Here is a 22,676-nt window from a genome sequence, read left to right as displayed (position 1 = left end):
CTCCATCACTCGCGCAACGCGCTTCTTCTTCGCGACAACCAACACCATTTCCTGGGCGACCCCTCTCCCCTGCCCTCCCCCGCAAGGGGGGGAGGGAGCAGAGCTGAGCGCGCAGCTACGCCATGCGTCCCCTTTTCGTTTCGCAAAGGGAGACGATATGAAGAGCCTTGCACCAGACAGGACTCACGATGACCTCCAGCGACGTCACCACCTCCATGTTCGAGCGGATCGGCGGCAGCGCCACGATCGACCTTCTGGTCGACCGCTTCTACGAGCGCATGGACACGCTGCCGGAGGCGAAAATGATCCGCGCGATGCACGCGGATGACCTCGGACTGATCAGGGACGTGCTGAAGCGCTACCTCACCGAATGGACCGGCGGCCCAAAACTCTATTCCGTCGAGAAGGGCCATCCGCGGCTACGGCAGCGGCACATCGGCTTTGCCATCGGCGACGCCGAGCGTGATGCGTGGCTGCTCTGCATGCGCGGCGCGCTGGAGGAGACGGTCACGGACGCCGCCGCGCGGCAAGACCTCGACAAGGCGCTGTCCGGTCTTGCCGACTGGATGCGCAACCGACAGTGACACAGAGCGCGAGGCGGGGACGCGGTGGGTTACGCCAGCGGACTGCGCTTCGCGCAGTTGCAGGCTAACCGACCCTGCGCACCCCAGCCCGATCGTTGCACGCATCGAACACCGAACGGTCGAGTGCTTCGGCGGCAAAGCCCGCCATATAGATCAACGCCAGGATCGCCGCGGAGATCGCCATTGTCTCCGCATGCGCGAGCCCCCACCGCAACAGCCGCTGCAACAATGTCGGCGGCGGGAAGCGGTAGGTCCGGCCCTGCGGCGTGATCAGGTCAAACGATCGAACCGACCGCGAGCGCACGGGGATCTTGCTGGGCAGCATCTGGAACTCTCCTCTCCAGCTCCTCGATCATGCCGCGCGCGATCTCCCGCTCGCCCATGATGACGACATCCGCCCCCAGCCCCTTCAAATGATCGACCTCGGCATCCGCATGCGCTCGCGCGATGATGCGGATGTCCGGATTGGCCGCGCGCGCCTGCTGCACGATCTGCCCCGCCTCGAACGCCTCGGGGATCGCGATCACGAGATGCCGCGCCCGTGACGGATTGGTGGCGCCGAGAATTTCGGGCTGCGCGGCATTGCCCATGACGGTCTCGATGCCGCCCTGCTTCAGCTTCGCCAGCGCACTCTCGCCGACCTCGGCGACAAGGAACGGCAATTGCCGCTGCTTCAGGGCGTCGCCGACGAGCGCACCGACGCGGCCATAGCCGATCACGATCGTATGGTCGGTCAGGTCCGTGGTGCGGATCGGTTCGGGCACGGCGGCCGCGGCCTGCGGTGAATCCCGGCGCGGGTCGAGACGCGGCGCGAGCCAGGTGGCGGCGGCGAACATCACCGGGTTGAGCATGATGGAAAGGATCGCGCCGGCCATGATCAAGTCGCGGCCGTCACTGGGCAGGATCTGCGAGGCGACACCGAGCTCGGCCAGGATGAAGGAGAACTCGCCGATCTGCGATAGGCTCGCCGAGATCGTCAGCGCGGTCGCGACCGGATGCCGGAACAGGACCACGATCAGGAACGCCGCGAGTGATTTGCCGAGCATGATGATCGCCAGCGTCGCCAGCAGCGGCCAGGGCTCGCGAACCACGCTCATCGGATCGAACATCATGCCGACCGAGACGAAGAACAGCACGGCGAAGGCATCGCGCAGCGGCAGCGATTCCTGCGCGGCGCGCGCGCTGAGAGGCGATTCCCGCAGCATCATACCGGCGAAGAACGCGCCCAGCGCCAGCGAGACGTCGAACAGCTTCGTCGCCCCGAACGCGATGCACAGCGCGATCGCAAGCACGCCCAGACGGAACAATTCGCGCGAGCCGGTATGTGCGATGTAGTGCAGGATCCAAGGGATCACCCTGCGCCCCACCACCAGCATCAGCCCGATGAACACGATGATCTTGGCCAGGGTCAGCATCACGATGCCGGCAAGCCCGAAGCCGGCCTGCGCGGCCAGCGGCTCGAAGGCCGGCTTATCGCCGCCGCCCTGAAGGCTTGCGATCGCCGGGAACAGCACCAGCACGAGCACCATCGCGAGGTCCTCGACGATGAGCCAGCCGACCGCGATGCGGCCGCGATCGGTCTCCATCAGGCGCCGCTCCTGCAGCGCGCGGAGCAGGACGACAGTGCTCGCGACCGACAACGCCAGTCCGAACACGAGTCCCGCACCGACGCTCCAGCCCATCAGCCATGAAAGGCCGAGCCCCATCAGTGTGGCGACCGCAATCTGCACGACGGCGCCCGGAACAGCGATGTGCCGGACGCTCAGCAGATCCTGTAGCGAAAAATGCAGGCCGACGCCGAACATCAGCAAGATAATGCCGAGCTCGGCGAGCTCGGTCGCAAGCGCCTGGTCGGCGACGAAGCCTGGCGTGAACGGGCCGACGGCTACGCCGGCAAGCAGGTAGCCGACAAGCGGCGGAATGCGGAACCGCTGCGCTATAGTTCCTAGTACGAAAGCTAGTCCAAGTCCGACGACGATGGTGGCGATGAGAGGTGTGTCATGCGGCATTTTTGCCTTTTGACACAGCGCGCGCGCCGGCGCACCGCGACCAAGTGAGGCGGCTCAGCGCGCGACGCCTCGGCAATCGCGCCGTCAGATCGACCAATAATTCGGGTGCGCGTAGGGCTGCGAACGATCGCCCCAGTCGAATTCGTCGCCATCGAACTCGCACGGTCCGCTGGCGAGTTCGTCCTGCGTCACTTCGACACGAAAAGCCTGCCGCGCGGGATCGTATTTCAGCGCGCCCCACTGCACCGGATAATGGTGGTGCGTGCCGAGCAGCCCGCCAGTCTTGATCACGGCGTAGGCGACCGTGCCGGTCACCTTGTCGAGCATCAGCCGCTCGATCGAGCCGAGCTTCGCGCCGTCGCGTCCGTAGACGCAGACGTGCTCCACGCGATCACTGGGAACCATGGTGTGTTTCATGGCGTCCTCCCTGTCGTCTTGCGTGACGAGATTATAGGCCCGCGGACGCGCGGCGCCAACGATCGTTGCTAGAACAGCTGCGACCGCACGGACTCCGCGCCTTCGCGGAGCAGCGGGAGCAACCGGTCGATCAGCTCCCCTGCCGGCACGCGGTCGACATGGGCGCCCATGTTGATGGCGGCGACGATCACGCCGTCGTAGCGGCGCACCGGAACCGATATCGAGCGGAAATGCGGCTCTGCCTCGCGATCGACCAGCGAATAGCCTTGGTCGCGATCGGCTGTGATGCTGGCCAGCAGCGCCCTGGGATCCGTCACCGTCTGCGGCGTCAACATCTCGCGCTTCATTGTCTTCAGGCGTGCGGCAAGCGCTGCGTCATCGAACTGCCCGAGCATGGCGCGGCCGACCGAGGTGCAGAACGCCGGCAGCCGGTAGCCGATCTCGAGCCCACCCGAGAACATCCGCGCCGGGCTGCTGCGTGCGACAAACACGACGTCGTCGCCGTCGAGCACCGCGAGCGAGGAGATTTCCTGCGCTGCCGTGGCGACGCGATCGAGCACCGGCTGAAGCACGGCGACGAGCTGGCTGGAGCGCAGGTAGGACGCCGCGAGCGTCAGCACGTGCGGCGTCAGCGAGAACAGCTTGCCGTCGCCAGCGACGAAGCCGCCGCGCTGAAGCGTGAACAGCATGCGCCGTGCGGTGGCGCGCGGCAGCTCTGCGGCCCGGGCGAGATCGCTCAGCGTCATCGGGCCGCTGGTCGTGCCGAAACATTGCAGCAGGCGCAGGCCGCGATCGAGGCTCTCGACGAAATCCGTCGCCCGCTCGTCGCTTTCGCTTCGCTTCAGCTTGGGCATAGGTCCGGGAACATCCTGCAAAATATTGCTTGCCGCCGGACCAAGGCATGGCATAATTCGCCCATTCGTTCAATAGGCGAACAAACGCCTCTCCGATAAAGGACGCCCGCCATGATGAGCCAGGAGCAGAACGACCTGATCACCCGTACCGGTCCGAAGGACCCCTGCGGCAAGCTGATGCGGAGCTACTGGCAGCCGGCGGCGCTGGTCGACGAGCTGGAGGGCGCGCGCCCGATCCGTCCCGTCAAACTGCTCGGCGAGAACCTGGTGCTGTTCCGCGACGAGAGCGGACGCTACGGCCTGATCGATCGTCACTGCGCCCATCGCGGCGCCGACCTCGCTTTCGGACGTCTCGAACATGGCGGCCTGCGCTGCGCCTTCCATGGCTGGCTGTTCGACGCCACCGGCCAGTGCATCGAGACGCCGGCGGAGCCGAAGGATTCAAAACTCTGCCAGAACATTCGCCAGCGTTCCTATCCCGTGGTCGAGAAGAGCGGCATCCTCTGGGCTTATCTCGGCGAGGGTGAGCCGCCGGCCTTTCCGGAGCTCGACTGCTTTGTCGCGCCCGGCACGCACACTTTTGCGTTCAAGGGCCACATGGCCTGCAACTGGCTTCAGGCCCTCGAGGTCGGCATCGATCCCGCGCACGCCTCCTATCTGCACCGCTTCTTCGAGGACGAGGATACGTCGACGGCTTACGGCAAGCAGTTCCGCGGCGCCTCCGCCGGCAGCGACCTGCCGATGACAAAGATCCTGCGCGAGTACGACCGGCCGATCATCAATGTCGAACACACCGAATATGGCCTGCGGCTGATCGCGCTGCGCGAGATCGACGAGGAGCGCACCCATGTGCGCGTCACCAACCAGCTCTTCCCGCACGGCTTCGTCATCCCCATGAGCACGGAAATGACGATCACGCAGTGGCACGTGCCGGTCGACGACGAGAACTGCTACTGGTACGCGATCTTCACCAGCTACACCAACCAGGTCGACAAGCAGAAGATGCGCGACCAGCGGCTCGAGCTCTATGAGCTGCCCGACTACAAATCGCGCAAGAACCACAGCAACGATTACGGCTTCGATCCGCACGAGCAGGCGACCGCGACCTATACCGGGATGGGCACCGACATCAACGTGCACGACCAGTGGGCGGTGGAATCCATGGGCGCGATCCAGGACCGCACCAAGGAGCATCTCGGCTCGAGCGACAAGGCGATCGTGCAGTACCGCCGCCTGCTGCGGCAGGAGATCGAGAAGGTCGGCGGCGGCGAGAAGCCGATGCTGTTCCTGGACGAGAGCAGGGCGCGCAGCATCCAGGGACCGGCCACCATGGACGGCATCGGGCCGACCCAGGGTTGGGAGCTCTACTGGATGGAGGTCGACGTCAAGCGCCGCCGCGGCGCACCTTGGGCCGCGCCGGTGCCGAAGGAGATCGCCGACAACGTGCACCGGCTGACGGCGGCGGAGTGACGATTGTGGTCGGCTGCCGTAGGGTGGGCAAAGGCGCAAAGCGCCGTGCCCACCATGCTTCGGTGCGGACGATAGATGCGGTGGGCACGCTTCGCTTTGCCCACCCTACGGCAGTTGAGGGAGTGGTGAAGTGACTTTCGTCGCGCGTCATGCGCTGTGGTCGGATGAGCAGAGGGACGCCGCAGCGCGCCTGCGCCGCATCGTCGAGGAAAAGAACCTCGAGGTCATCCGCCTCGCCTTCCCGGACCAGCACGGCATTTTGCGCGGCAAGACCATCATCGCCGCCGAGGCGATCGCCTCGTTGGAGAGCGGCTGCTCCATCACCACGACCATGCTCGCCAAGGACACCTCGCACCGCACGGTGTTTCCGGTGTTCACGTCAGGCGGCGGATTCGGCATGAAGGAGATGGAGGGCGCGGCCGACGTGTTGATGGTCGCCGACCCAACCACGTTCCGCGTGCTGCCATGGGCGCCCGCGACGGGCTGGGTGCTCTGCGATCTCTATTTTGGCGACGGCCGTCCCGTGCCGTTCGCGACCCGCGGCCTCTACCGCAAGGTGCTCGATGATCTCAGCGGCCGCGGCCACGATTTCGTCGCCGGCCTCGAGGTTGAATTCCACATCTTCAAGCTCGACGACGCGCATATGCGGCCCGAGGATGCCGGTCAGCCCGGCACGCCTCCGTCGGTGAGCCTGCTCAGCCACGGCTATCAATACCTCACCGAGCAGCGCTTCGATCAGATGGAGCCGGTGCTGGAGATCCTGCGCCGCGATATCGTCGCGCTCGGACTGCCCTTGCGCTCGGTCGAGGTCGAGTTCGGACCGAGCCAGTGCGAATTCACCTTCGCGCCGAGGAAGGGGCTGGAGCCCGCCGATAACATGGTGCTGTTCCGCTCTGCCGTGAAGCAGATCGCGCGCCGCCACGGCTATCACGCCACCTTCATGTGCCGGCCGAAACTGCCGAACGTGTTCGCGAGCGGCTGGCACCTGCACCAGTCGATCGTCTCGCGCGCGTCTGGCGAAAATCAGTTCATGGCGAAAGACGGCAGCGAGCCGCTCAGTGCGTTCGGCCGGGCGTACCTTGCCGGCCTGCTCGACCACGCCCGCGCCTCGACCGTGTTCACCACCCCGACCATCAACGGCTACAAGCGCTACCGCTCCTATTCGCTGGCGCCGGACCGCGCGATCTGGGGCCGCGACAATCGCGGCGTGATGATCCGCGTGCTCGGCGGCGCCAATGATGCCGCAACGCGCCTGGAGAACCGCATCGGCGAGCCCGCCGCCAATCCCTATCTCTACATGGCCTCGCAGATTCTCTCGGGCCTCGACGGCGTCGACCGCAAGCTCGACCCCGGCCCGTCCGCCGACACGCCCTACGAGACCAAGGCGCCGCCGTTGCCGAAGAGCTTGCGCGATGCGGTCGCCGCGCTGAAGGACGATCCGTTCTTCCGCGAGAAGTTCGGGCCTGAGTTCGTCGACTACTACACCCACATCAAGAATGCCGAGATCGACCGCTTCCTGTCAGAGGTGACCGACTGGGAGCACCGCGAATATTTCGAGGTGTTTTGACGGAGATACGTCTCACGCCCGCGTGAGGCGACTTCGTCCGGTCTGTTCCGACGACATCACGGCGCTCACCGACGAAGCCATTTTCCCTGTCCCTCGAAAACGGCCGGAAAGACTGGGGGCCTAATGTCCCTGCATGTGATCAACAGTGGAGTTCGATCATGTGGGTTCAATTGTTCAGCCTGATCTACCACCTGTCCTGCCGGACCACCTTGGTTGAAATCGGCACCCACCACCTTGCGCGTTAGTCGCCGGCGTGTGCGATTTGGGTAAGACATATTGACCGGATAACGGGAGTTCTCGCCCCGAAGTCTCGTTCCAGCCTGGCGTGGCATCGGGTGACGGTCGCGCTCCGCGTCTCGCACAACGGTTATGGCGGGACACACAGGACACAATATCTCATCCTTTAGAAACCGCTCACCAGCGATAGCCGAGCGTTGCGATCACGGTCCGCGGCGCGCCGCGGTAGCAATAACCGACTTGGCACGTGGTGTAGTGCAGATTGAACAGGTTCTTGGCATTGACCTGGAACTGGAGGCCCTTCAGCTCCTTCGCCGCCTGGCCAAAATCATATTTCAGCGCCGCGTCGATCAGAGTTACCGAGCTGTTCTTGAACGTGTTCGCATCATCGCCGTAGCTCCAGGACATGTAACGCGCGCCGCCACCGACGCTCAATCCTGCAAACGGTCCGGCCAGCGGCAGGGCATAGTTCGCCCACAGCGTCGCCGTGTGCGGAGGATTGCCCGAGGGAACCTTGCCAATCAGCGAGTCGTCAGCGGCCTGCTTGGTCACCATGTCGAGATAGGTGTACGACGAGGTGATGTCGAAACCACCGCCCAGGCTTGCAAGCGCCTGCAATTCGAAGCCGCGGCTTTGAATCTCGCCACGCTGGACCGTCACGCCCGTCCCCGTCGTGACCAGGCCGCCGTCCTGGGTCAAATCGAACACCGCCGCGGTAATGAAGCTCCTCGTTCCCTGCGGCTGGTACTTCACACCGACTTCGGTCTGCTTGCCGGTGGTCGGCTTGAAGAAGGCGCCCGACGGATCGACGCCGAGATTGGGAAAGAACGAGGTCGAATAGGCAACGTAAGGCGCAACGCCGGAATCGAACACATAGGTCAGCCCGGCTCGCCCGCTATAGGCCTGATCGGACTGCGTCTGCCGGGTCAGCGCGAACAGATCCTCACCCGTGGTGCTGACCCAGTCGCTGCGGCCGCTCAATGTCAGGATCCAGTGATCGAGCCTGGCCTGGTCCTGAACATACACGCCGGACTGGGTTTGCCGCTGGGCCGTCGAGGACGAGATCGCGGGATCGGGAATGGATTCCGGCGCGTAGACCGGCGCGGCCAGGTTGAGATCGGAGACGCCGAAGCCGAATCCCTGCTTATCGTTGAACTTCGACGCGGTGTAGTCGGTGCCGACCAGGAGCGTGTGCTGCACGGGCCCGGTCGATAGCCTGGCCTCGACTTGGTTATCCATGATGGCCGATTGCAGCGTGTCGTGGACGTAGCCGGTATAGCGCGAGACGACATTGCCCACCGGCGCCCCGAGAAAGCCCACATAGCGGGTGACCGCGTCGACATCGACGTAGCGGAATTTCTGGCGGACGGTCACGGCGTTATTGAACGCATGCTCGAACAGATAGCCCACGCGTCCCTGCTCCTGGTCGAGCGAATTGTAGGACGGGCTGCCCGTGAAGATGTCCGTGGCGGTGCCGGTGCCCGTGGAGTAGGTGAACATGGATCCGGGCGTCTTCGACTTCTGATAGGACCCGAGAATCGTCAGGGTCGTCGATTGATCCGGCTTCCAGGTGACGGCGGGCGCGATGTAGGTCCTGTTATCCTTGCCGCCGGGCACGAACACGTTCGCGTCACGCATCACGCCGGTCAGCCGATACGAAAACTGACCGTTGGCATCGACCGGACCCGAAAGATCGAAATTGCCCTGGACGCGATCGCGGTCGCCAAACACCGTTTGCACCTCGTGAAACGGCTGGCTGGTCGGCAGCTTGCTCGACAGGTCGATCAGTCCGCCGGGCGAGCCGAGCCCGTAGAGTGCCGAGCTCGGCCCACGGACCACGGTGATGCTGTCGACCCCATAAGGCTCGGTCTTGAACACGCTGAGACCGGCTCCGACGAGGCGCAGGCCGTCGAGATAAACGCCGTTATAAGTGATGTCGAAGCCGCGAATCGCGATCGCGTCGAAACGCGGATCGTAGCCTGAAGCATCGATGCGGACGCCGGGTTCATAGCCAACCGCCTCCGTCAGCGTCTGGACGGCGCGGTCGTTGAGTTCCTTGCGCGTCACGACCGAGATCGACTGCGGCGTCTCGAGCAACGGCGTGTTGGTCTTGGTACCCGCCGAGCTGCTGTCTGCAACATAGCTGCTTTCGCTCGACGCGTTGGCGCGACCGGCACCGGCCTCGCGCACGCCCGAATTTCCGGCTGGCGCGGGCCCGGCATTGCGTTGCGTCGCGACGCGGCCGCGCGACGACTGCGAAGCTCGCTGGGCGGGCTGGGTGCGCGGACGCGCCTGGATCGGTGCCTCCACCGTGACGGGAGGCAATGTCGCCGCCGTCGACGTTGCATTGGTCCCGGAGGTCTGTGCGACCGACGGCGTTGCGTGCAGGACTATTCCCAGGCCGGCCGCTCCCAGACCAGTTCTCGCCATCCGTTCCCAGCCGAGCATCCGCCCGTCGTTGCGCGTCATTGTCTTCCCCGAGTTCCGTGTTCGAACAACCCGGGAGTAACCAGATCGAGGCGCACACCGCCTTTGCGCGCGCGCAAATCACCTTTGATCGCACGTGGAGGCGTTCAAGTTCACTGACAGCGGCTCGGCGAATAGCCGAAGTGCCTGCGGAACGCCGTCGCGAAATTGGCCGGATGGGCATAGCCGACCCGAAAGGCCGCCTCGGTGACCGACAACCGTTGATGAATCAGAAGGTCACGTGCGGCATCGAGCCGGCGGGCCCGCAAATAGTCGATCGCGCTCTCGCCATACGCCATCTGGAATTTCTGGTTGAAGGACCGGCGGCTCAGCCCCGCATTCCGCGCCAGTTCGTCGATGCTCCAGGGATAAGCGAGATCGGCATCCATTCGCGCCTTGACCGATTGCAACCGCACCCGCTGGAGGTCGGCTGCAGGATCGAGCGCGATCCCGCGCTCGCCGAACAAGGCGTGGACCACGATCTCGGCGGCATGCGCCGACAGCAGCAATTGCGTCGCGCTTCCGGCCACCGGTGGCGAGAACATTTCTGCCGCGAGGGCCTGCACACGCGGAGACGCCGTGAGAGAGACGATGGCCGTGCCCAACGCGTCGGTCTTGAACAGCGCCCGAACCTCGTCGCCGAGTCCAAGCCCGTCGATGGAGGCTTGGGGAAGCGCCAGGCCGATCGCAGGACGTTCGCCGCAGCGAACCGAGCCTCCCACAGCGAGGGATTCGCGCACGGCAATCGCCGTCATCTGCCCTGCACCCGTTGTGCGCGTCAGAATGCCGCGGCCTGCGCCTTCATCGAGCGCAACGGAGATGAACAAGCCCGGCCCTACGATCGCGGGCCGATCGGGATCGGCGCGAAACTCACCTCTGATGAACACACAGCCCGGGAAATCCAGCCACTGAGGCGCTGTCGAAGCGCCTCGCTGTGCGGAGCCGATGATGTCGTCGTCAGGCCGTCCGGCAATTTGATTGTAAAAGTCCAGCATCGAATCCGCTACGCCGCGACATTGGCGGCTGGCGGCGGCGCACTCAAGACCTCTGCGCGCAGTTTGGAGAGCTTCGAAACTGACGTCCTCGACGAGGTTCTGCGCGCGCGGCAATCCTGCACGGACGATACGGCAACCAGATCCAGGAGCGCGTCAGATGCCCAGATATTTGTGCTGGAGATCCGGCTCCGCCATCAGCTCGACGGACGTGCCGCTCCACACCGTCTTGCCGCGCTCGATGATGTAGTGGCGGTCGCAGATGCGGGCGAGGTGGTCGACGTTCTTGTCGACGACCAGGATCGACTGTCCCCGGCTCTTCAGCAGCGACAGGCAATTCCAGATTTCTTCGCGGATCAGCGGCGCAAGGCCTTCGGTCGCTTCATCCAGGATCAGCAGCTTTGGGTTGGTCATCAGCGCGCGGCCGATCGCGAGCATCTGCTGCTCGCCGCCGGAGAGCTGGTTGCCCATGTTGGCGGCGCGCTCGGCAAGGCGGGGGAACATCACGTAGATCGCGGCCAGCGTCCAGGGATTGGGGCTAGCGAAGCGATCGGCGGCGGCCGCGACGAGATTTTCGCGCACGGTGAGGTTCGGAAAGATTTGGCGTCCCTCCGGGACGAGGCCGACGCCGAGTTTTGCAATTCGATAGGACGGAAGCTGCCGCACCTCGGCGCCCGCAAAGCGAATCGTGCCTGATCGTGCCGGTGTCAGGCCCATGATGGAGCGGATCGTCGTGGTCTTGCCCATGCCGTTGCGGCCCATCAGCGAGACCATCTCGCCCGGCTTGATCGACAGCGACAGGCCGAACAGCACCTGGGAGAGGCCGTAGCAGGTCTCGATGCCGTCGACGTCGAGCAGCGTGTCAGCCATCGCCTTTTCAGACATGGTGCGTCACCACATGCTGGTCGCCGAGATAGGCGCGCTTGACGTCCTCATTGGCGCGGATCGCGGCTGGATCACCGGAGGCGATGACGCGGCCATAGACCAGCACCGAGATGCGGTCGGCGAGCGCGAATACCGCCGGCATATCGTGCTCGACCAGCACGATCGAGACTTCCTTCCGCAGCTCCTGAAGCAGTTGCACCATGCGCTGGGATTCGGTGACGCCAAGACCCGCCATCGGCTCGTCCAGCAGCAGCAGCTTCGGCTTGCTCGCGAGCGCGACCGCGAGCTCGATCTGGCGGCGCTCGCCATGGCTGAGCCTGGACACCAGGACATCGGCGCGATGGCCGAGCCCGACGCGGTCGAGCGCGGCATGGGCGGCATCGCGCAGGCCCTTCTCCTTGCGCGCATTGGCGAAGAAGCGGAACGAGTGGCCTGCATGCGCCTGCGCCGCCAGCGCGACATTGTCGGCGGCGGTGAAGTCGAGCAGCAGCGAGGTGATCTGGAACGAGCGTGCCAGCCCCAGCGCGCAGCGGCGATAGGCCGGCAGATAGGTGATGTCGCGGCCGCCGAGCGAGACGCTGCCGGAATGCGGTTCGAGGTGCCCGGTGAGCTGGCTGATCAGCGTGGTCTTGCCGGCACCGTTCGGGCCGATGATGGCGTGCAGCTCGCCGCTAGCTACGTCGAGCGAGACGTTGTCCGTCGCAACGATGCCGCCGAAACGGCGCACCAGTTTTTCGACGCGGAGCAGCGGTTCAGCCACGATTGAGCCTCCCGAGCAGGCCCATGATACCGCCGCGGCCGAACAGCACGATCAGCAGCAAGAGCGGGCCCATGATCAGCGCCCAGTATTCGGTGATCTGCGACAGGAATTCTTCCAGCAGCAAAAACACCACCGCGCCCATCACCGGGCCGAACAGCGTGCCCATGCCCCCCAGGATCACCATCACCATGAGGTCGCCGGAGCGGGTCCAGTACATCACGGCCGGGCTGATGAAATCGGTGTTGTTGGCGAGCAGTGCGCCGGCAAGGCCGCACATCATACCGGAGATGACGAAGCAGACGAGCTGGTAGCGTTTTGCCGGAAAGCCGATCGCCTGCATCCGCTGCTCGTTGGAGCGCAGGCCCTGCAAGACGAGGCCGAAGCGCGAATTGGCGATGCGCCAGATCAGGACGACCACGGCGAACAGGCAGGCGAGGCAGAGATAATAGAATTGCGTGCGGTTCGACAGGTTGATCAGGCCGGAGAAGTCGCTGCGCTTGTAGACGGTGAGACCGTCATCGCCGCCGTAACGCGCGAGGCCCGAGGCGACGTAATAGGCCATCTGCGCGAAGGCCAGCGTGATCATGATGAAGTAGACGCCACGCGTGCGCAGCGAGAGCGCGCCGATCACCAGTGCATAGATCGCGGAAGCTGCGAGCGCGACCGGGAACTGGATGAAGCCGGAGCCGACGCCTTCCTGCGCGAGCATGCCGACCGCGTAGCCGCCGATGCCGAGATAGGCGGCGTGGCCGAAGCTCATCATGCCGCCAAAACCCATGATGAGGTTGAGGCTCGCGGCCGCCAGCGCCAGGATGACGATGCGGGTAAACAGCGTCAGGATGAAGATGTTGCCGGACAGCTGCGAATAGAGCGGCAGCAGCACGAGGCCCGCCAGCATCAGGGCCGTGACGGCCTTGCTCACAGTGAAAGCCTTCATCGACGGTTGGCCGGAAACAGCCCCTCCGGGCGCACCACCAGCACGATCGCCATCAGCAGATAGATCAGCATGGACGATAGCGCGGGCGCGGCGGTGGAGGCGGCAGCGCCGCTCAGCACCTGCCGCAACAGGTTGGGCAGGAAGGCGCGGCCGAGCGTGTCGATCATGCCGACGAAGATCGCGGCGAGGAACGCGCCGCGGATCGAGCCGATGCCGCCGATCACGATGATGACGAAAGCGAGGATCAGGATGTTCTCGCCCATGCCGATCTGCACGGTGAGGATCGGCGCCTGCATCAGGCCGGCGAGGCCGGCGAGCGCGGCGCCCAGGCCGAACACCAGCGTGTAGAGCAGCTTGATGTTGATGCCGAGCGCGCCGATCATCTCGCGGTTGGAGGCGCCGGCGCGGATCAGCATGCCGATGCGGGTGCGCATCACGCCGAGATAGAGCAGCAGCGCGACCAGCAGCGCCACCACGATGATGGCGAGACGATAGGCGGGATAGTGGATGCCGGGCAGGATCGGCACCGGCACCGTGAGCCAGGCCGGCAGCGGCAGCGCAAGCCCGGCCGGACCCCAGATCAGCCGCACGGCTTCATTGAAGAACAGGATCAGGCCGAAGGTCGCGAGCACGTGGTCGAGATGGTCGCGCCCGTACAGATGCCGCAGTGCCGACATCTCCAGCACGATGCCGAGCACCAAAGTCGCACCTAACGCCAGCAGCGCACCGAGCAGGAAGCTGCCGGTCCAGGCCGCAAAGGTCGCGGCGAAATAGGCGCCCATCATGTAGAGCGAGCCGTGCGCGAGGTTGACGAGATCCATGATCCCGAACACCAGCGTCAGGCCGGCGGCGAGCAGGAACAGGAGCAGGCCGAACTGCAATCCGTTCAAGAACTGTTCGACGACGAGCAGCATCAAAACTCTTTCAGGCGCACGCGGTGTCGCGCCGATGTTCGAACTCGGTCGCCATCAGTGAAAGAGCTCCCCCTGCCTCTTCAAGGCGGAAAAATGGGTAATGGCAGTATCGTTCCGAGGCAAGAGCGATTCAACACCAGACATGCACTTTGTTGCATGCCGGTGCATGCGATCCAAATTGGCCTTGCAAGAAGGCTGCCGCGCAGGATGGGTCAACCTGCCGCACCCAAACGATCGCCCTCCCCCCGGGCATGCCGGGGAGAGGGCGCGAAGGTCGACGGAAGTAGGGGAAGGCGTCTAGTGCGACGTCATCTGCCGGGGGAGATCATCCGGCTCGGCCAGCACGCTGTTGGCCGTCGAGGCTTCCAGCGCCGCCATCCGGAACAGATAGGCGAGCGTTGCCAATCCGGTGTCTTCCGCCATCTGCGCCAGCTCTAGCGCCATGTCGGACATGTAGCCGAGATTCTCGTCCTTGGTCTGCGCCATGATCTGGCTGTCCCGCATCATGTTCGACATTTCAGGCGCCCTTTCGTTGCGCGGCAGCAAGGCCGCAGAGGTTGGCACGGGCGACGGCGTCCAGACGCGGGCCGTCTTGTTGTACGATCGAATCCATGCCGATGCGATCATGCAGGGCATCGAGGGTCTCGCGGCGAATGTCGATGGTCGCCGCCATGGTCCAGGCGTTCTCCACCAGCTCGGGCAGACCAAGCGGCGTCACGACGAAGCCGGCCTCATGGAAGCGCGGCAGCCACCAGGTCTCCATGATCGCGCTGACCTGCGCGATTCCCTGATCGAGGCAGAACTCCTGCACCGCTGCCATCAGTTGCAGGTTGAGAGTGCCGTCGCGGCGATCGCGCACGACAAAGTAGCGCGACCATTCCCAGACCAGCGGATTCGCAGGGCAGCCGCGAACCGATGCCAGATGCGGGAAGACCTCGCTCATCATCGAGGGTTTGGTGGTGGGGTAGAGCCGGTGACCGCCGACGACGCGCCGGCCTTCCAGCGCGAGCAGATAGACGGTGTCCTCGTCGTCGTAGGAATCGACCTCGCGGCAATCAGGCCGGCGCAGCGTCTCCCAGTGCCGCTCCTCGACGAAGATGTCGTGGCGTAGTCGGAAGTGCTGCTCGAGTACGTCTTCGTAAAGGTGGCGATTGACCGAAGAAATTGCGTGAATCATGAAAACCCCCATTCAGCCGGAATGAGGGGCAGCCTCTGCGAAAAGAGGCAGGTTCGATATTGGGAAATTTCCCAGTACGTCGCTTAGGGATTGATGAGCTTGTTGCGAATCGCCAGTGCAACCGCATGCGTACGGTTGACGGCGCCGAGCTTGCGCGCAGCGGTTGCAAGATGCTCTTCTGCGGTGCGCTGCGTGATGTGCAGGATCTCGCCGATCTCCCAGGCCGACTTGCCCTGCGAGGCCCAGGCGATCACCTCGCGCTCGCGCGGGGTGAGACGCGTCGACAGATGCGGCGCCGGATCCAGCAGGCGGCGAATATGGTCGAAGCCATACATTGCCATCAGGTGCAGTGCCGGCTTGCTGCGGGGATTGAGGTCGAGATGGACGCCGCCGAGCGACACCGCCGCCTCGTAGCCGGTGAGCCCGTGGATCGGCACGATGAAGCCGCGCGACATGCGAAAATCGCCGGCGCGGTTCATCACCTCGGCCGCGCTCGGCTCGAGCTCGGCATCATAGGGCGCTTCCGACCACTCGAACGGATTGACCGATTGCCGGCACAGCCGCACCACGGGGTCGACGCGGTCGTAATTATTCTGGGTGTAGAGATTGAACCATCCTGCCGGCCAGCGCTTGGCGAGCACCATCTGCGCGAACCGCTGATCGGGATTCGGCAACCCCGTCACGATGATGGTCTCGAAGCCGAAGCGACCGAACGCCGCCTCAAGCGCATTCATGGCGTCCGGTACCTTGCGATAGGTCCCCAGGCCTTCGATGAAGTCGAGCGCTTCCCGGCCATAATCTACGGCGTCTACGGCGGACATCGGTGCGTTTCCTGAGCCTCGCCGTCGGTATAGCACGTATTTGGGAGCTGCCTCAATTCGCTGCTTCCGTAGTTTACCGGCCCTCGTCTGCACCCGAGATTTAATCTACTTGTGGAGGAAGTGACGTCAAGTTACACCTATGGCGTCTGAAGCGGGAAAATCACGATGGAAGACGAGGACATCGCCCTCAACAGCGTGCTCGGCCTGGAACTCAACCGCGTGTTTTTCGCCGTCCGCGAAACGGCAAACAAGCAGAAGATCATCGAGTACGCGCGCGAAGTGCTGCAGCGCGAACGCGCGGAGCGGCCCGGCAGCGCGTCGCCCGAGAGCCCGGCGAGCTAGAACGCAGTTACAGGTGAGGCGTACGTTCTGCGCGAGCGGCGCCCTTCCATTCGAACGTGCCGATTTTGGCCGAAACATTCTGACTGCGAAGTTAATCAGCAATTGTTGCCGGTGAGCGAGCTGCGCTCTTACCCTCCCCTGGAGGGGGAGGGTGAAGCGCCGCCCGCTCCGTCGCACACTTGCCGCTGGATGACATCACGGCTCTCGTGAGATGATCGCCACCACGATCCTCTTTGGGATGCCCACGACATGATGACGCTGCGCCAGGTTGAAGTGATCCGTGCCGTGATGGTGACGGGTACCATCGGCGGCGCGGCGAAGCTGCTCAACGTGTCGGCGCCGGGGATCAGCCGGCTGGTCAAATACACCGAGCGCACGCTCGGCATCCGCTTCTTCCAGCGCCAGAACGGGCGCTATTTCCCGACGCCGGAAGCCGAGAACATTTTTGAGCAGATCAACGGCGTCTACAAGAAGGTCGACGACCTCTCCGAGCTCATCTCCAAGATCGGCCGCGGCGGTTTGTCGGAATTGCGCATCGGCTCGGTGCCGAGCATCTCCCAGGTGATGGTGCCGCGCGCGATCGAGCGCGTCCGGCGCCGCTACCCCGATCTCGGCATTGACATCAACATCCTCAAGCTCGAGGAGGCCATCGACTACCTCCTGCTCGGCCGCGGCGAATGCGTGGCGATGAGCTATCGGCTCGAGCATTCCGGGCTCGACTTCATGCCGCTCGCCTCGGGTGAGCTCTATTGCATCGTGCCGCCGGGTCACGAGCTTGCCGGCCGCAAGCAGGTCTCGGCGGCCGAGATCACCCGCTATCCGCTGATCGGCATCGATCCCAACGATCCCTACGGCCGGATCATGGCCGGGATCTTTGCGCGCCACCGGCTCGACTACAACATCACGATCCGCGCGCGCTTCGGCACCACGGTGTGTGCGCTGGTGAAGGCGGGGCTCGGCATCGCCATCATCGACCAGTTCACGGTGGCCCATGGCGGCTATCCGGGAATCGAGCTGTTGAAGATCACCGAGCCGACGCGGTTCGAGACCTATATCGCGGTGAAGCGCGGCGCGCCGCTGTCGCTCCATGTCGAGTATTTCATCGAGTCCCTGCGCGCCGAGATGCGCGCGGTGGAGCCGTCCCGCAGCGAGGGCAACGCCGCCCCGGCACGGGGGCGGAAGAAATAACATTATGTTAGGTTTGCCCAATAAATGGGTAATTGTGTTAGGCTCGGGAAAGGCTATCGTCGCAACTGGAAGCCCCCTTGGAATTGTGCGGATTTCTCCGCTAATGGCCAGGACCCAACGCTCCCAACGAGACGATAGCCAATCATGTCCAAGCGCGGATACGCCGCCAGCAAGAAGCTTCTCACCGGCCTGATCGGGGCGCCGATCGCGCATTCCGCCTCCCCTGCCATGCACGAGCGGGCCGCCGAGGCGCTTGGCCTGCGCGGTCACTACCAGCTCATCGAGGTCGCCGGCGCCGATGCGGCCGGGCTCCGCATGATGCTCGAGGGCGTACGGCGGCTCGGATTTGCCGGCGTCAACGTGACTTACCCTTACAAGGAAGCGGTGGTCCCGCTGCTCGACGAGCTGGCGCCGGGCGCGGCCGCCATGGGCGCGGTCAACACCGTCGTCGCCAAGGACGGCCGGCTGATCGGCCACAACACCGACACGACCGGGTTTGCACGCGCGGTCGCGCCGCTGCTGGCACCGTCCGGAAATGCAGTCGCCGTGATCGGCACGGGCGGCGTCGGCAAGGCGATCGCCTTTGCGCTGGCGAGCCTGAAGGTCTCCGGCCTCCGCATCTTCGACAGCGAGACGGCGCGCGCCGAAAAGCTCGCTTCATTGCTTGCCAGGCACGGCGGTGCCACGGTGGCGAAAAGCGTCGAGGACGCGCTCGATGGCGCAACCGGCCTCGTCAACGGCACGCCGGTCGGCATGCTGCCGAACCGGGGCATGCCGGTTCCGGCGGCCTTGCTGCACGAGAAAATGTGGGTCGCGGACGCCGTCTATTCGCCGCTGATCACGCCGCTGCTGGCAGCGGCACAGGCCAAGGGCGCGCGGATCATGACCGGGCGGGAGCTAGCGATCTACCAGGCCGCTGACGCCTTCGAATTGTTCACCGGCCTTGCCCCATCGACCGAGGTCATGGGAGAGGCATTTGACGAGGTGATGGCGGCGCGAAGCGCGGCCTACCACGCCGCGTAACCGAAGCGGCCGGACACAAGGCCGCGGACAACATCAACGAAAATTGGGAGGAGTGACTATGAAATCGACCCTAGTGGCAGGCGCCTTGCTTGCCTTCGCGACTGCAACCAGCGTCCACGCGCAGGCGATCAAGCTCGCCGACGTCGCCGAACTCTCGGGCGGCGGCGCCACTGTCGGCACCAACTGGAAGAACGGCATCGACCTCGCGATCGAGGAGATCAACGCCAAGGGCGGCGTGCTCGGCCGCAAGTTGGAGGTCACCCATGCCGATTCGCAGTCCAACCCCGGCGTTGCCCGCGCCCAGGTGCAGAAGGCGCTCGACGCCGAGCCCTATGTGCTGCTGGGGCCCGGCTATTCCGGCTCGGTCAAGGTGACGGCGCCGCTCGCGGCCGAAGCCGGCATCGCGCAGATCATGGGCGGCGAAGCCGCCGAGCTGACGCAAGCCGGCAACAAGTTCCTGTTCCGCACCTCGTTCGGCCAGCAATCGTCGATGCCGAAGGTCGCAAAATACATCCACGACGACATGAAGGCGAAGTCGGTCGCGGTGGTCTGGGTCAACAACGATTTCGGCCGCGGCGGTCGCGACGTCGTCGTGAAGGAACTCGACCGTCTTGGCTCCAAGGTGGTCGCCGACCTCTCGACCGAAGCAGGCCAAGCCGACTTCGCCGCCGACGTCGGCAAGATCAAGGCCGCCAATCCCGACGCGGTGTTCGTCTACCTGAATGAAGAAGAGAGCGCGCGCATCCTGAAAGAGCTGAAGCGCCAGGGCGTCACCGCGCCGCTGATGGGCGAGACCACGCTGATCGGCCAGAAGGTGATCGAGCTCGCCGGCGATGCCGCCAACGGCGCGCGCGGCCATGTCGGCCTCACCACGGACGCGCCGGTCGACCTGATCAAGGCGTTCCGCGACAAGTTTTCCAAGAAGTACAATTACGTGCCCGACCATAACGGCCTGAAGGGCTATCTCGCCGTCTACATGGTGAAGGCCACCACCGAGAAGATGGGCAAGGTCGACAGCAAGGCATTCGCCGACACGCTGCACGGCCTGACCATCAAGGCCGCGGACGAGCCGGGCATCCTGATGGACGTCACCTTCAGCGAGACCGGCGACATCGACCGGCAGAGCTTTCTGGTCGAGGTGGTCGAAGGCAAGCAGGTGGTGAAGCAGGTGCTGCCCAAGGTGAAGTGAGGCTTTTTCGCCTCTCCCCGCGCCCGTCCCGCCGAAGCTTCAGCGAAGGCGGATGCGGGGCCTCTCTTCTCCCTCGCCCCGCTCTTCGCGGGGAGAGGGTTGGGGTGAGGGGTAATTCTGCAAGGACGGTGAGAGATGGGCTCGCGGATAGAGCCCCTCACCCCGCCCTCTCCCCGTAAGAACGGGGCGAGGGAGACGACAGAGCTGGGCGAGGGACACGAGAGGGGAAAATGTCCAATCTGTTCGATCTTCTGGTCGCGGGACTAGCCACCGGCGCGATCTATGCGCTGGTTGCGGTCGGCTTCACGCTGCTGTGGCAGACCTCGCAAACCATCAATTTCGCGCAAGGCGAGTTCGTGATGCTGCCGGCGTTCCTGATGCTGGCGGCGATGCATGCCGGCGCGCCGTTCTGGCTTGCGATCATCCTCGGCATCCTGCTCTCGATGCTCCTGCTGGGCCTCGCCTTCAAGATGCTGCTGGTCGATCCGATGATGCGCCATGGCGTGCTGCCGCTGGCGATCGCGACGATGGCGCTCGCGATCGGCATCAAGGAGGCCGTGAAGCAGTTCTTCAGCGCGGAGGCCTCGCCCTTCCCCTCGATCGTGCCGACCGGTGATATCTTCATTCTCGGACATGCCGTCTCGCTGCAAAGCATCGGCGTCCTCGTCCTCGCCATTCTTGCCGTCTTCGGCCTGACGAGCCTTCTCAACCGCACGTCGCTCGGTCACCAGATGCAGGCGGCGGCGCAGAACCCGACGGTGGCGCGCATCATCGGCGTCCCGGTCGAGCGCATGATCCTGCTGACGTTCCTGATCAACGCCTTCCTGGTCGCGCTGGCGTCGCTTTTGATCACGCCGATCTACCTCGCAAAATTCTCCTCCGGCGAGGTGCTCGGCCAGGCCGCCTTCATCGCCGCGATCGTCGGCGGCTTCAACCAGGTGCGCGGCGCCATCGCCGGCGGCCTCCTGATCGGCGTGCTCGACAATCTCGCGGCCGCCTATGTCTCGACGCAGTACCGCGCCGCCGTGCCGATGATCTTCCTGATCGCCGTCATCCTATTCCGGCCGCAGGGCTTGCTCGGCCGCGCCGAGGAGCGCACCGTATGAGCGGCTTCGCCAAACCGTTGAAGATCGCGCTCGGCCTCATCGTCATTGCCGGCCTGATCATCGTCCCCATGAACTTCAACCGCTACGGCCTGTTCATTCTGAGCCAGTGGGCGGTGATGAGCATCGCCGCGATGGGGCTCAATTTGACACTCGGCTATGCCGGCCAGGTCTCGCTGGCGCAAGGCGCCTTCGTCGGGATCGGCGCCTATGCGGCAGCGATCATGATGACCCATGGCTGGCCGCTGCCGGCGGCGATCGTGGTCGCGATTGCCTTGAGCTTCGCGGTTGGCTGGGTGCTCGGCTATCCCGCGCTGCGCGTGCAGCACCATTACCTCGCCTTCGTCACCCTCGCCTTCTCCACCCTCGCCTTCCTGGTGTTCCGCAACGAAAGCTGGCTCACCGGCGGCATCTACGGCATCTCCAACATTCCCCGGCCGCACATCTTCGGCATCGCGACCAACAAGCCGCTGCCGTTCTATTATGTCTGCCTCGGCTCGCTTGCGATCGTGTCGCTCGCGGTGTGGTGGCTGATCCGCTCGCCCTGGGGCCGCGCCTTCATGGCATTGCGCGAAAATCCGCTGCGCGCGCAGTCGCTCGGCGTCGACACAAGGCGCTATACGCTGATGGCGTTCGCGATCGGCTCGGCGCTCGGCGGCGTCGCCGGCGCGCTCTATGCGCCGCTGACGCAATATATCGATCCCGTGCCGTTCAACCTATCGCTCTCGCTCGACCTCTTGATGATGGTGATCGTCGGCGGTGCCGGCTTCTATTTCGGCCCCTTCCTCGGCGCGATGATCGCGGTGCTGTTGCCGGAATGGCTGCGCTTCACGGAAGGGTATTATCTGATGCTCTACGCGGTCGCGGTGATGCTGCTGTTGATCTGGTCGCCGACCGGCATTCTGGGAATTCTCGACCGCTACCTCGCCGAGCGCCGCACCAAGGCGGCCTCCGCGCTGCGGGCCGTTGCAAAGTCCCGGCTGGAGACGGTGCAATGAGCGCGGTCCTGGAAGTCACCGGCATCAAGAAGAATTTCGGCGGTATCAGCGCGGTCGATGGCGTCTCATTCGACGTCCGCGAGGGCGAGATCCTCGGCCTGATCGGCCCGAACGGCTGCGGCAAGTCGACCCTGTTCAACTGCATCCTCGGCCAGCTCACACCATCAGGCGGCGAGGTCAAGCTCGACGGCAAGGTGGTCACGGGCCTGCGTCCTGCCGAGCTCAACAAGCTCGGGGTCAGCCGCACCTTCCAGCTCCTGCAGGTCTTCCCAAAGCTCTCGGTGCGCGAGAACCTGATCCTCGCAGGGCAGGAGCACCAGGGCAATATGGCCTCGCGCCTGGTCGGCCGCTCCGATGCCGGGTTGACCGAGGTCGCCAACCAGATGATCGGCTTCTTCAAGCTCGACCATCTCGCCGACGAGCCGGCCGGCGGGCTCTCCTATGGCCAGCAAAAACTGCTCGATGCCGCGATGGCCTTCATGGGCGGCCCGCGCCTCGTCCTGCTCGACGAGCCCGCCGGCGGCGTCAACCCGTCGATGCTGTCGGACCTGAAGGACCGCCTGGTCGCGATCAACCGCGAGAAGAACGCGACCTTCGTCGTGATCGAGCACAACATGGAATTCGTGATGTCGCTGTGCTCGCGCGTGATGGTGATGGCGGAGGGCAAGGTGCTGGCGATGGGGCGGCCGGACGAAGTGCGGAAAAATCCCGCCGTAATCGAAGCCTATCTCGGACATTAGGAA

Annotated in this window: 23 protein-coding genes; 10 read left to right on the top strand and 13 right to left on the bottom strand. The window is 64.6% G+C overall.

The window, feature by feature from the left end; translation table 11 throughout:
• The first annotated feature begins 188 nt into the window (after positions 1–188).
• Positions 189–584 (top strand): group II truncated hemoglobin, encoded by a 396-nt coding sequence (locus tag AB7535_RS38565; RefSeq protein ID WP_354113904.1) that lies wholly within the window; start codon positions 189–191, stop codon positions 582–584.
• Between the two features lie 64 nt (positions 585–648).
• Here AB7535_RS38565 and AB7535_RS38560 read toward each other — a convergent pair whose 3' ends face one another.
• The 4 genes from AB7535_RS38560 to AB7535_RS38545 form a co-directional block, all read right to left on the bottom strand.
• Complete coding sequence (locus AB7535_RS38560) at positions 649–909, bottom strand: hypothetical protein (protein ID WP_354113903.1); 261 nt, start codon at positions 907–909, stop codon at positions 649–651.
• Positions 860–2,593, bottom strand: a complete 1,734-nt coding sequence (gene ybaL / locus AB7535_RS38555) for a YbaL family putative K(+) efflux transporter (RefSeq protein WP_354113902.1) — start codon at positions 2,591–2,593, stop codon at positions 860–862. The genes AB7535_RS38560 and ybaL overlap by 50 nt, the downstream gene beginning before the upstream one ends.
• Positions 2,594–2,677: 84 nt before the next feature.
• Positions 2,678–3,010 (bottom strand): PRC-barrel domain-containing protein, encoded by a 333-nt coding sequence (locus tag AB7535_RS38550; RefSeq protein WP_354113901.1) that lies wholly within the window; start codon positions 3,008–3,010, stop codon positions 2,678–2,680.
• A gap of 68 nt (positions 3,011–3,078) precedes the next feature.
• The gene (locus AB7535_RS38545) at positions 3,079–3,864 is read right to left on the bottom strand and encodes an IclR family transcriptional regulator domain-containing protein (protein ID WP_354113900.1); all 786 of its coding nucleotides are present in this window, start codon (positions 3,862–3,864) and stop codon (positions 3,079–3,081) included.
• A gap of 111 nt (positions 3,865–3,975) precedes the next feature.
• Here AB7535_RS38545 and AB7535_RS38540 point away from each other — a divergent pair, with 111 nt between their 5' ends.
• On the top strand, positions 3,976–5,334 hold the full coding sequence (locus AB7535_RS38540; RefSeq protein WP_354113899.1) for an aromatic ring-hydroxylating dioxygenase subunit alpha: 1,359 nt from the start codon (positions 3,976–3,978) through the stop codon (positions 5,332–5,334).
• 130 nt (positions 5,335–5,464) lie between these two features.
• Positions 5,465–6,901, top strand: coding sequence for a glutamine synthetase family protein (locus AB7535_RS38535; protein WP_354113898.1), 1,437 nt, complete (start codon positions 5,465–5,467; stop codon positions 6,899–6,901).
• A gap of 414 nt (positions 6,902–7,315) precedes the next feature.
• On the opposite strand, the gene AB7535_RS38530 is transcribed toward AB7535_RS38535, so the two are convergent.
• From AB7535_RS38530 to AB7535_RS38490, 9 genes are all read right to left on the bottom strand, one after another.
• The gene (locus tag AB7535_RS38530; protein ID WP_354113897.1) at positions 7,316–9,607 is read right to left on the bottom strand and encodes a TonB-dependent siderophore receptor; all 2,292 of its coding nucleotides are present in this window, start codon (positions 9,605–9,607) and stop codon (positions 7,316–7,318) included.
• 110 nt (positions 9,608–9,717) lie between these two features.
• Positions 9,718–10,599, bottom strand: coding sequence for a helix-turn-helix transcriptional regulator (locus AB7535_RS38525; RefSeq protein ID WP_354113896.1), 882 nt, complete (start codon positions 10,597–10,599; stop codon positions 9,718–9,720).
• Between the two features lie 153 nt (positions 10,600–10,752).
• Positions 10,753–11,481 carry an ABC transporter ATP-binding protein gene (locus AB7535_RS38520; RefSeq protein ID WP_085399244.1) on the bottom strand — a complete coding sequence of 243 codons (729 nt, stop codon included), beginning with the start codon at positions 11,479–11,481 and terminating at the stop codon, positions 10,753–10,755.
• Positions 11,474–12,241, bottom strand: a complete 768-nt coding sequence (locus AB7535_RS38515; protein ID WP_063979902.1) for an ABC transporter ATP-binding protein — start codon at positions 12,239–12,241, stop codon at positions 11,474–11,476. The genes AB7535_RS38520 and AB7535_RS38515 overlap by 8 nt, the downstream gene beginning before the upstream one ends.
• Positions 12,234–13,178, bottom strand: coding sequence for a branched-chain amino acid ABC transporter permease (locus AB7535_RS38510; RefSeq protein WP_354113895.1), 945 nt, complete (start codon positions 13,176–13,178; stop codon positions 12,234–12,236). Before AB7535_RS38510 ends, AB7535_RS38515 begins: the two co-directional genes overlap by 8 nt.
• Positions 13,175–14,092, bottom strand: coding sequence for a branched-chain amino acid ABC transporter permease (locus AB7535_RS38505; protein WP_008143427.1), 918 nt, complete (start codon positions 14,090–14,092; stop codon positions 13,175–13,177). The genes AB7535_RS38510 and AB7535_RS38505 overlap by 4 nt, the downstream gene beginning before the upstream one ends.
• Before the next feature lie 297 nt (positions 14,093–14,389).
• A complete protein-coding gene (locus AB7535_RS38500; protein WP_008540920.1) occupies positions 14,390–14,608 on the bottom strand; it encodes a hypothetical protein in 219 nt (72 codons plus the stop codon).
• Position 14,609: 1 nt separating this feature from the next.
• Positions 14,610–15,269 carry an acyl-homoserine-lactone synthase gene (locus AB7535_RS38495; RefSeq protein WP_354113894.1) on the bottom strand — a complete coding sequence of 220 codons (660 nt, stop codon included), beginning with the start codon at positions 15,267–15,269 and terminating at the stop codon, positions 14,610–14,612.
• An 83-nt stretch (positions 15,270–15,352) separates the two neighbouring features.
• Complete coding sequence (locus AB7535_RS38490) at positions 15,353–16,090, bottom strand: helix-turn-helix transcriptional regulator (protein ID WP_063979905.1); 738 nt, start codon at positions 16,088–16,090, stop codon at positions 15,353–15,355.
• 165 nt (positions 16,091–16,255) lie between these two features.
• Between AB7535_RS38490 and AB7535_RS38485 the strand changes: the two genes are divergently transcribed.
• The 7 genes from AB7535_RS38485 to AB7535_RS38455 all read left to right on the top strand — a co-directional run bounded on the left by AB7535_RS38485 (position 16,256) and on the right by AB7535_RS38455 (position 22,673).
• Complete coding sequence (locus AB7535_RS38485; RefSeq protein WP_014491261.1) at positions 16,256–16,432, top strand: hypothetical protein; 177 nt, start codon at positions 16,256–16,258, stop codon at positions 16,430–16,432.
• A 249-nt stretch (positions 16,433–16,681) separates the two neighbouring features.
• A complete protein-coding gene (locus AB7535_RS38480) occupies positions 16,682–17,620 on the top strand; it encodes a LysR family transcriptional regulator (RefSeq protein WP_071909115.1) in 939 nt (312 codons plus the stop codon).
• Between the two features lie 144 nt (positions 17,621–17,764).
• Positions 17,765–18,643 carry a shikimate dehydrogenase gene (locus AB7535_RS38475; RefSeq protein ID WP_071909114.1) on the top strand — a complete coding sequence of 293 codons (879 nt, stop codon included), beginning with the start codon at positions 17,765–17,767 and terminating at the stop codon, positions 18,641–18,643.
• A gap of 58 nt (positions 18,644–18,701) precedes the next feature.
• Positions 18,702–19,832 carry an ABC transporter substrate-binding protein gene (locus AB7535_RS38470; RefSeq protein WP_354113893.1) on the top strand — a complete coding sequence of 377 codons (1,131 nt, stop codon included), beginning with the start codon at positions 18,702–18,704 and terminating at the stop codon, positions 19,830–19,832.
• A gap of 230 nt (positions 19,833–20,062) precedes the next feature.
• Complete coding sequence (locus AB7535_RS38465; RefSeq protein ID WP_354113892.1) at positions 20,063–20,938, top strand: branched-chain amino acid ABC transporter permease; 876 nt, start codon at positions 20,063–20,065, stop codon at positions 20,936–20,938.
• Complete coding sequence (locus AB7535_RS38460; protein ID WP_354113891.1) at positions 20,935–21,933, top strand: branched-chain amino acid ABC transporter permease; 999 nt, start codon at positions 20,935–20,937, stop codon at positions 21,931–21,933. Before AB7535_RS38465 ends, AB7535_RS38460 begins: the two co-directional genes overlap by 4 nt.
• Positions 21,930–22,673, top strand: coding sequence for an ABC transporter ATP-binding protein (locus tag AB7535_RS38455; protein ID WP_063979911.1), 744 nt, complete (start codon positions 21,930–21,932; stop codon positions 22,671–22,673). The genes AB7535_RS38460 and AB7535_RS38455 overlap by 4 nt, the downstream gene beginning before the upstream one ends.
• Positions 22,674–22,676: the final 3 nt, after the last annotated feature.

The organism is Bradyrhizobium sp. 956_D2_N1_4, from assembly GCF_052076025.1.
Taxonomy (GTDB): domain Bacteria; phylum Pseudomonadota; class Alphaproteobacteria; order Rhizobiales; family Xanthobacteraceae; genus Bradyrhizobium; species Bradyrhizobium barranii.
Note: the sequence above shows the minus strand (reverse complement) of the source record. Positions and strands in the feature narration are given on the sequence as shown.

Excerpts from the sequence above, each read along its gene's own strand:
- AB7535_RS38565 (WP_354113904.1), top strand. The coding sequence starts at position 189 with ATGACCTCCAGCGACGTCACCACCTCCATGTTCGAGCGGATCGGCGGC.
- AB7535_RS38560 (WP_354113903.1), bottom strand. The coding sequence starts at position 909 with ATGCTGCCCAGCAAGATCCCCGTGCGCTCGCGGTCGGTTCGATCGTTT.
- ybaL (WP_354113902.1), bottom strand. The coding sequence starts at position 2,593 with ATGCCGCATGACACACCTCTCATCGCCACCATCGTCGTCGGACTTGGA.
- AB7535_RS38550 (WP_354113901.1), bottom strand. The coding sequence starts at position 3,010 with ATGAAACACACCATGGTTCCCAGTGATCGCGTGGAGCACGTCTGCGTC.
- AB7535_RS38545 (WP_354113900.1), bottom strand. The coding sequence starts at position 3,864 with ATGCCCAAGCTGAAGCGAAGCGAAAGCGACGAGCGGGCGACGGATTTC.
- AB7535_RS38540 (WP_354113899.1), top strand. The coding sequence starts at position 3,976 with ATGATGAGCCAGGAGCAGAACGACCTGATCACCCGTACCGGTCCGAAG.
- AB7535_RS38530 (WP_354113897.1), bottom strand. The coding sequence starts at position 9,607 with ATGACGCGCAACGACGGGCGGATGCTCGGCTGGGAACGGATGGCGAGA.
- AB7535_RS38525 (WP_354113896.1), bottom strand. The coding sequence starts at position 10,599 with ATGCTGGACTTTTACAATCAAATTGCCGGACGGCCTGACGACGACATC.
- AB7535_RS38520 (WP_085399244.1), bottom strand. The coding sequence starts at position 11,481 with ATGTCTGAAAAGGCGATGGCTGACACGCTGCTCGACGTCGACGGCATC.
- AB7535_RS38510 (WP_354113895.1), bottom strand. The coding sequence starts at position 13,178 with ATGAAGGCTTTCACTGTGAGCAAGGCCGTCACGGCCCTGATGCTGGCG.
- AB7535_RS38505 (WP_008143427.1), bottom strand. The coding sequence starts at position 14,092 with ATGCTGCTCGTCGTCGAACAGTTCTTGAACGGATTGCAGTTCGGCCTG.
- AB7535_RS38500 (WP_008540920.1), bottom strand. The coding sequence starts at position 14,608 with ATGTCGAACATGATGCGGGACAGCCAGATCATGGCGCAGACCAAGGAC.
- AB7535_RS38495 (WP_354113894.1), bottom strand. The coding sequence starts at position 15,269 with ATGATTCACGCAATTTCTTCGGTCAATCGCCACCTTTACGAAGACGTA.
- AB7535_RS38490 (WP_063979905.1), bottom strand. The coding sequence starts at position 16,090 with ATGTCCGCCGTAGACGCCGTAGATTATGGCCGGGAAGCGCTCGACTTC.
- AB7535_RS38485 (WP_014491261.1), top strand. The coding sequence starts at position 16,256 with ATGGAAGACGAGGACATCGCCCTCAACAGCGTGCTCGGCCTGGAACTC.
- AB7535_RS38480 (WP_071909115.1), top strand. The coding sequence starts at position 16,682 with ATGATGACGCTGCGCCAGGTTGAAGTGATCCGTGCCGTGATGGTGACG.
- AB7535_RS38475 (WP_071909114.1), top strand. The coding sequence starts at position 17,765 with ATGTCCAAGCGCGGATACGCCGCCAGCAAGAAGCTTCTCACCGGCCTG.
- AB7535_RS38470 (WP_354113893.1), top strand. The coding sequence starts at position 18,702 with ATGAAATCGACCCTAGTGGCAGGCGCCTTGCTTGCCTTCGCGACTGCA.
- AB7535_RS38465 (WP_354113892.1), top strand. The coding sequence starts at position 20,063 with ATGTCCAATCTGTTCGATCTTCTGGTCGCGGGACTAGCCACCGGCGCG.
- AB7535_RS38460 (WP_354113891.1), top strand. The coding sequence starts at position 20,935 with ATGAGCGGCTTCGCCAAACCGTTGAAGATCGCGCTCGGCCTCATCGTC.
- AB7535_RS38455 (WP_063979911.1), top strand. The coding sequence starts at position 21,930 with ATGAGCGCGGTCCTGGAAGTCACCGGCATCAAGAAGAATTTCGGCGGT.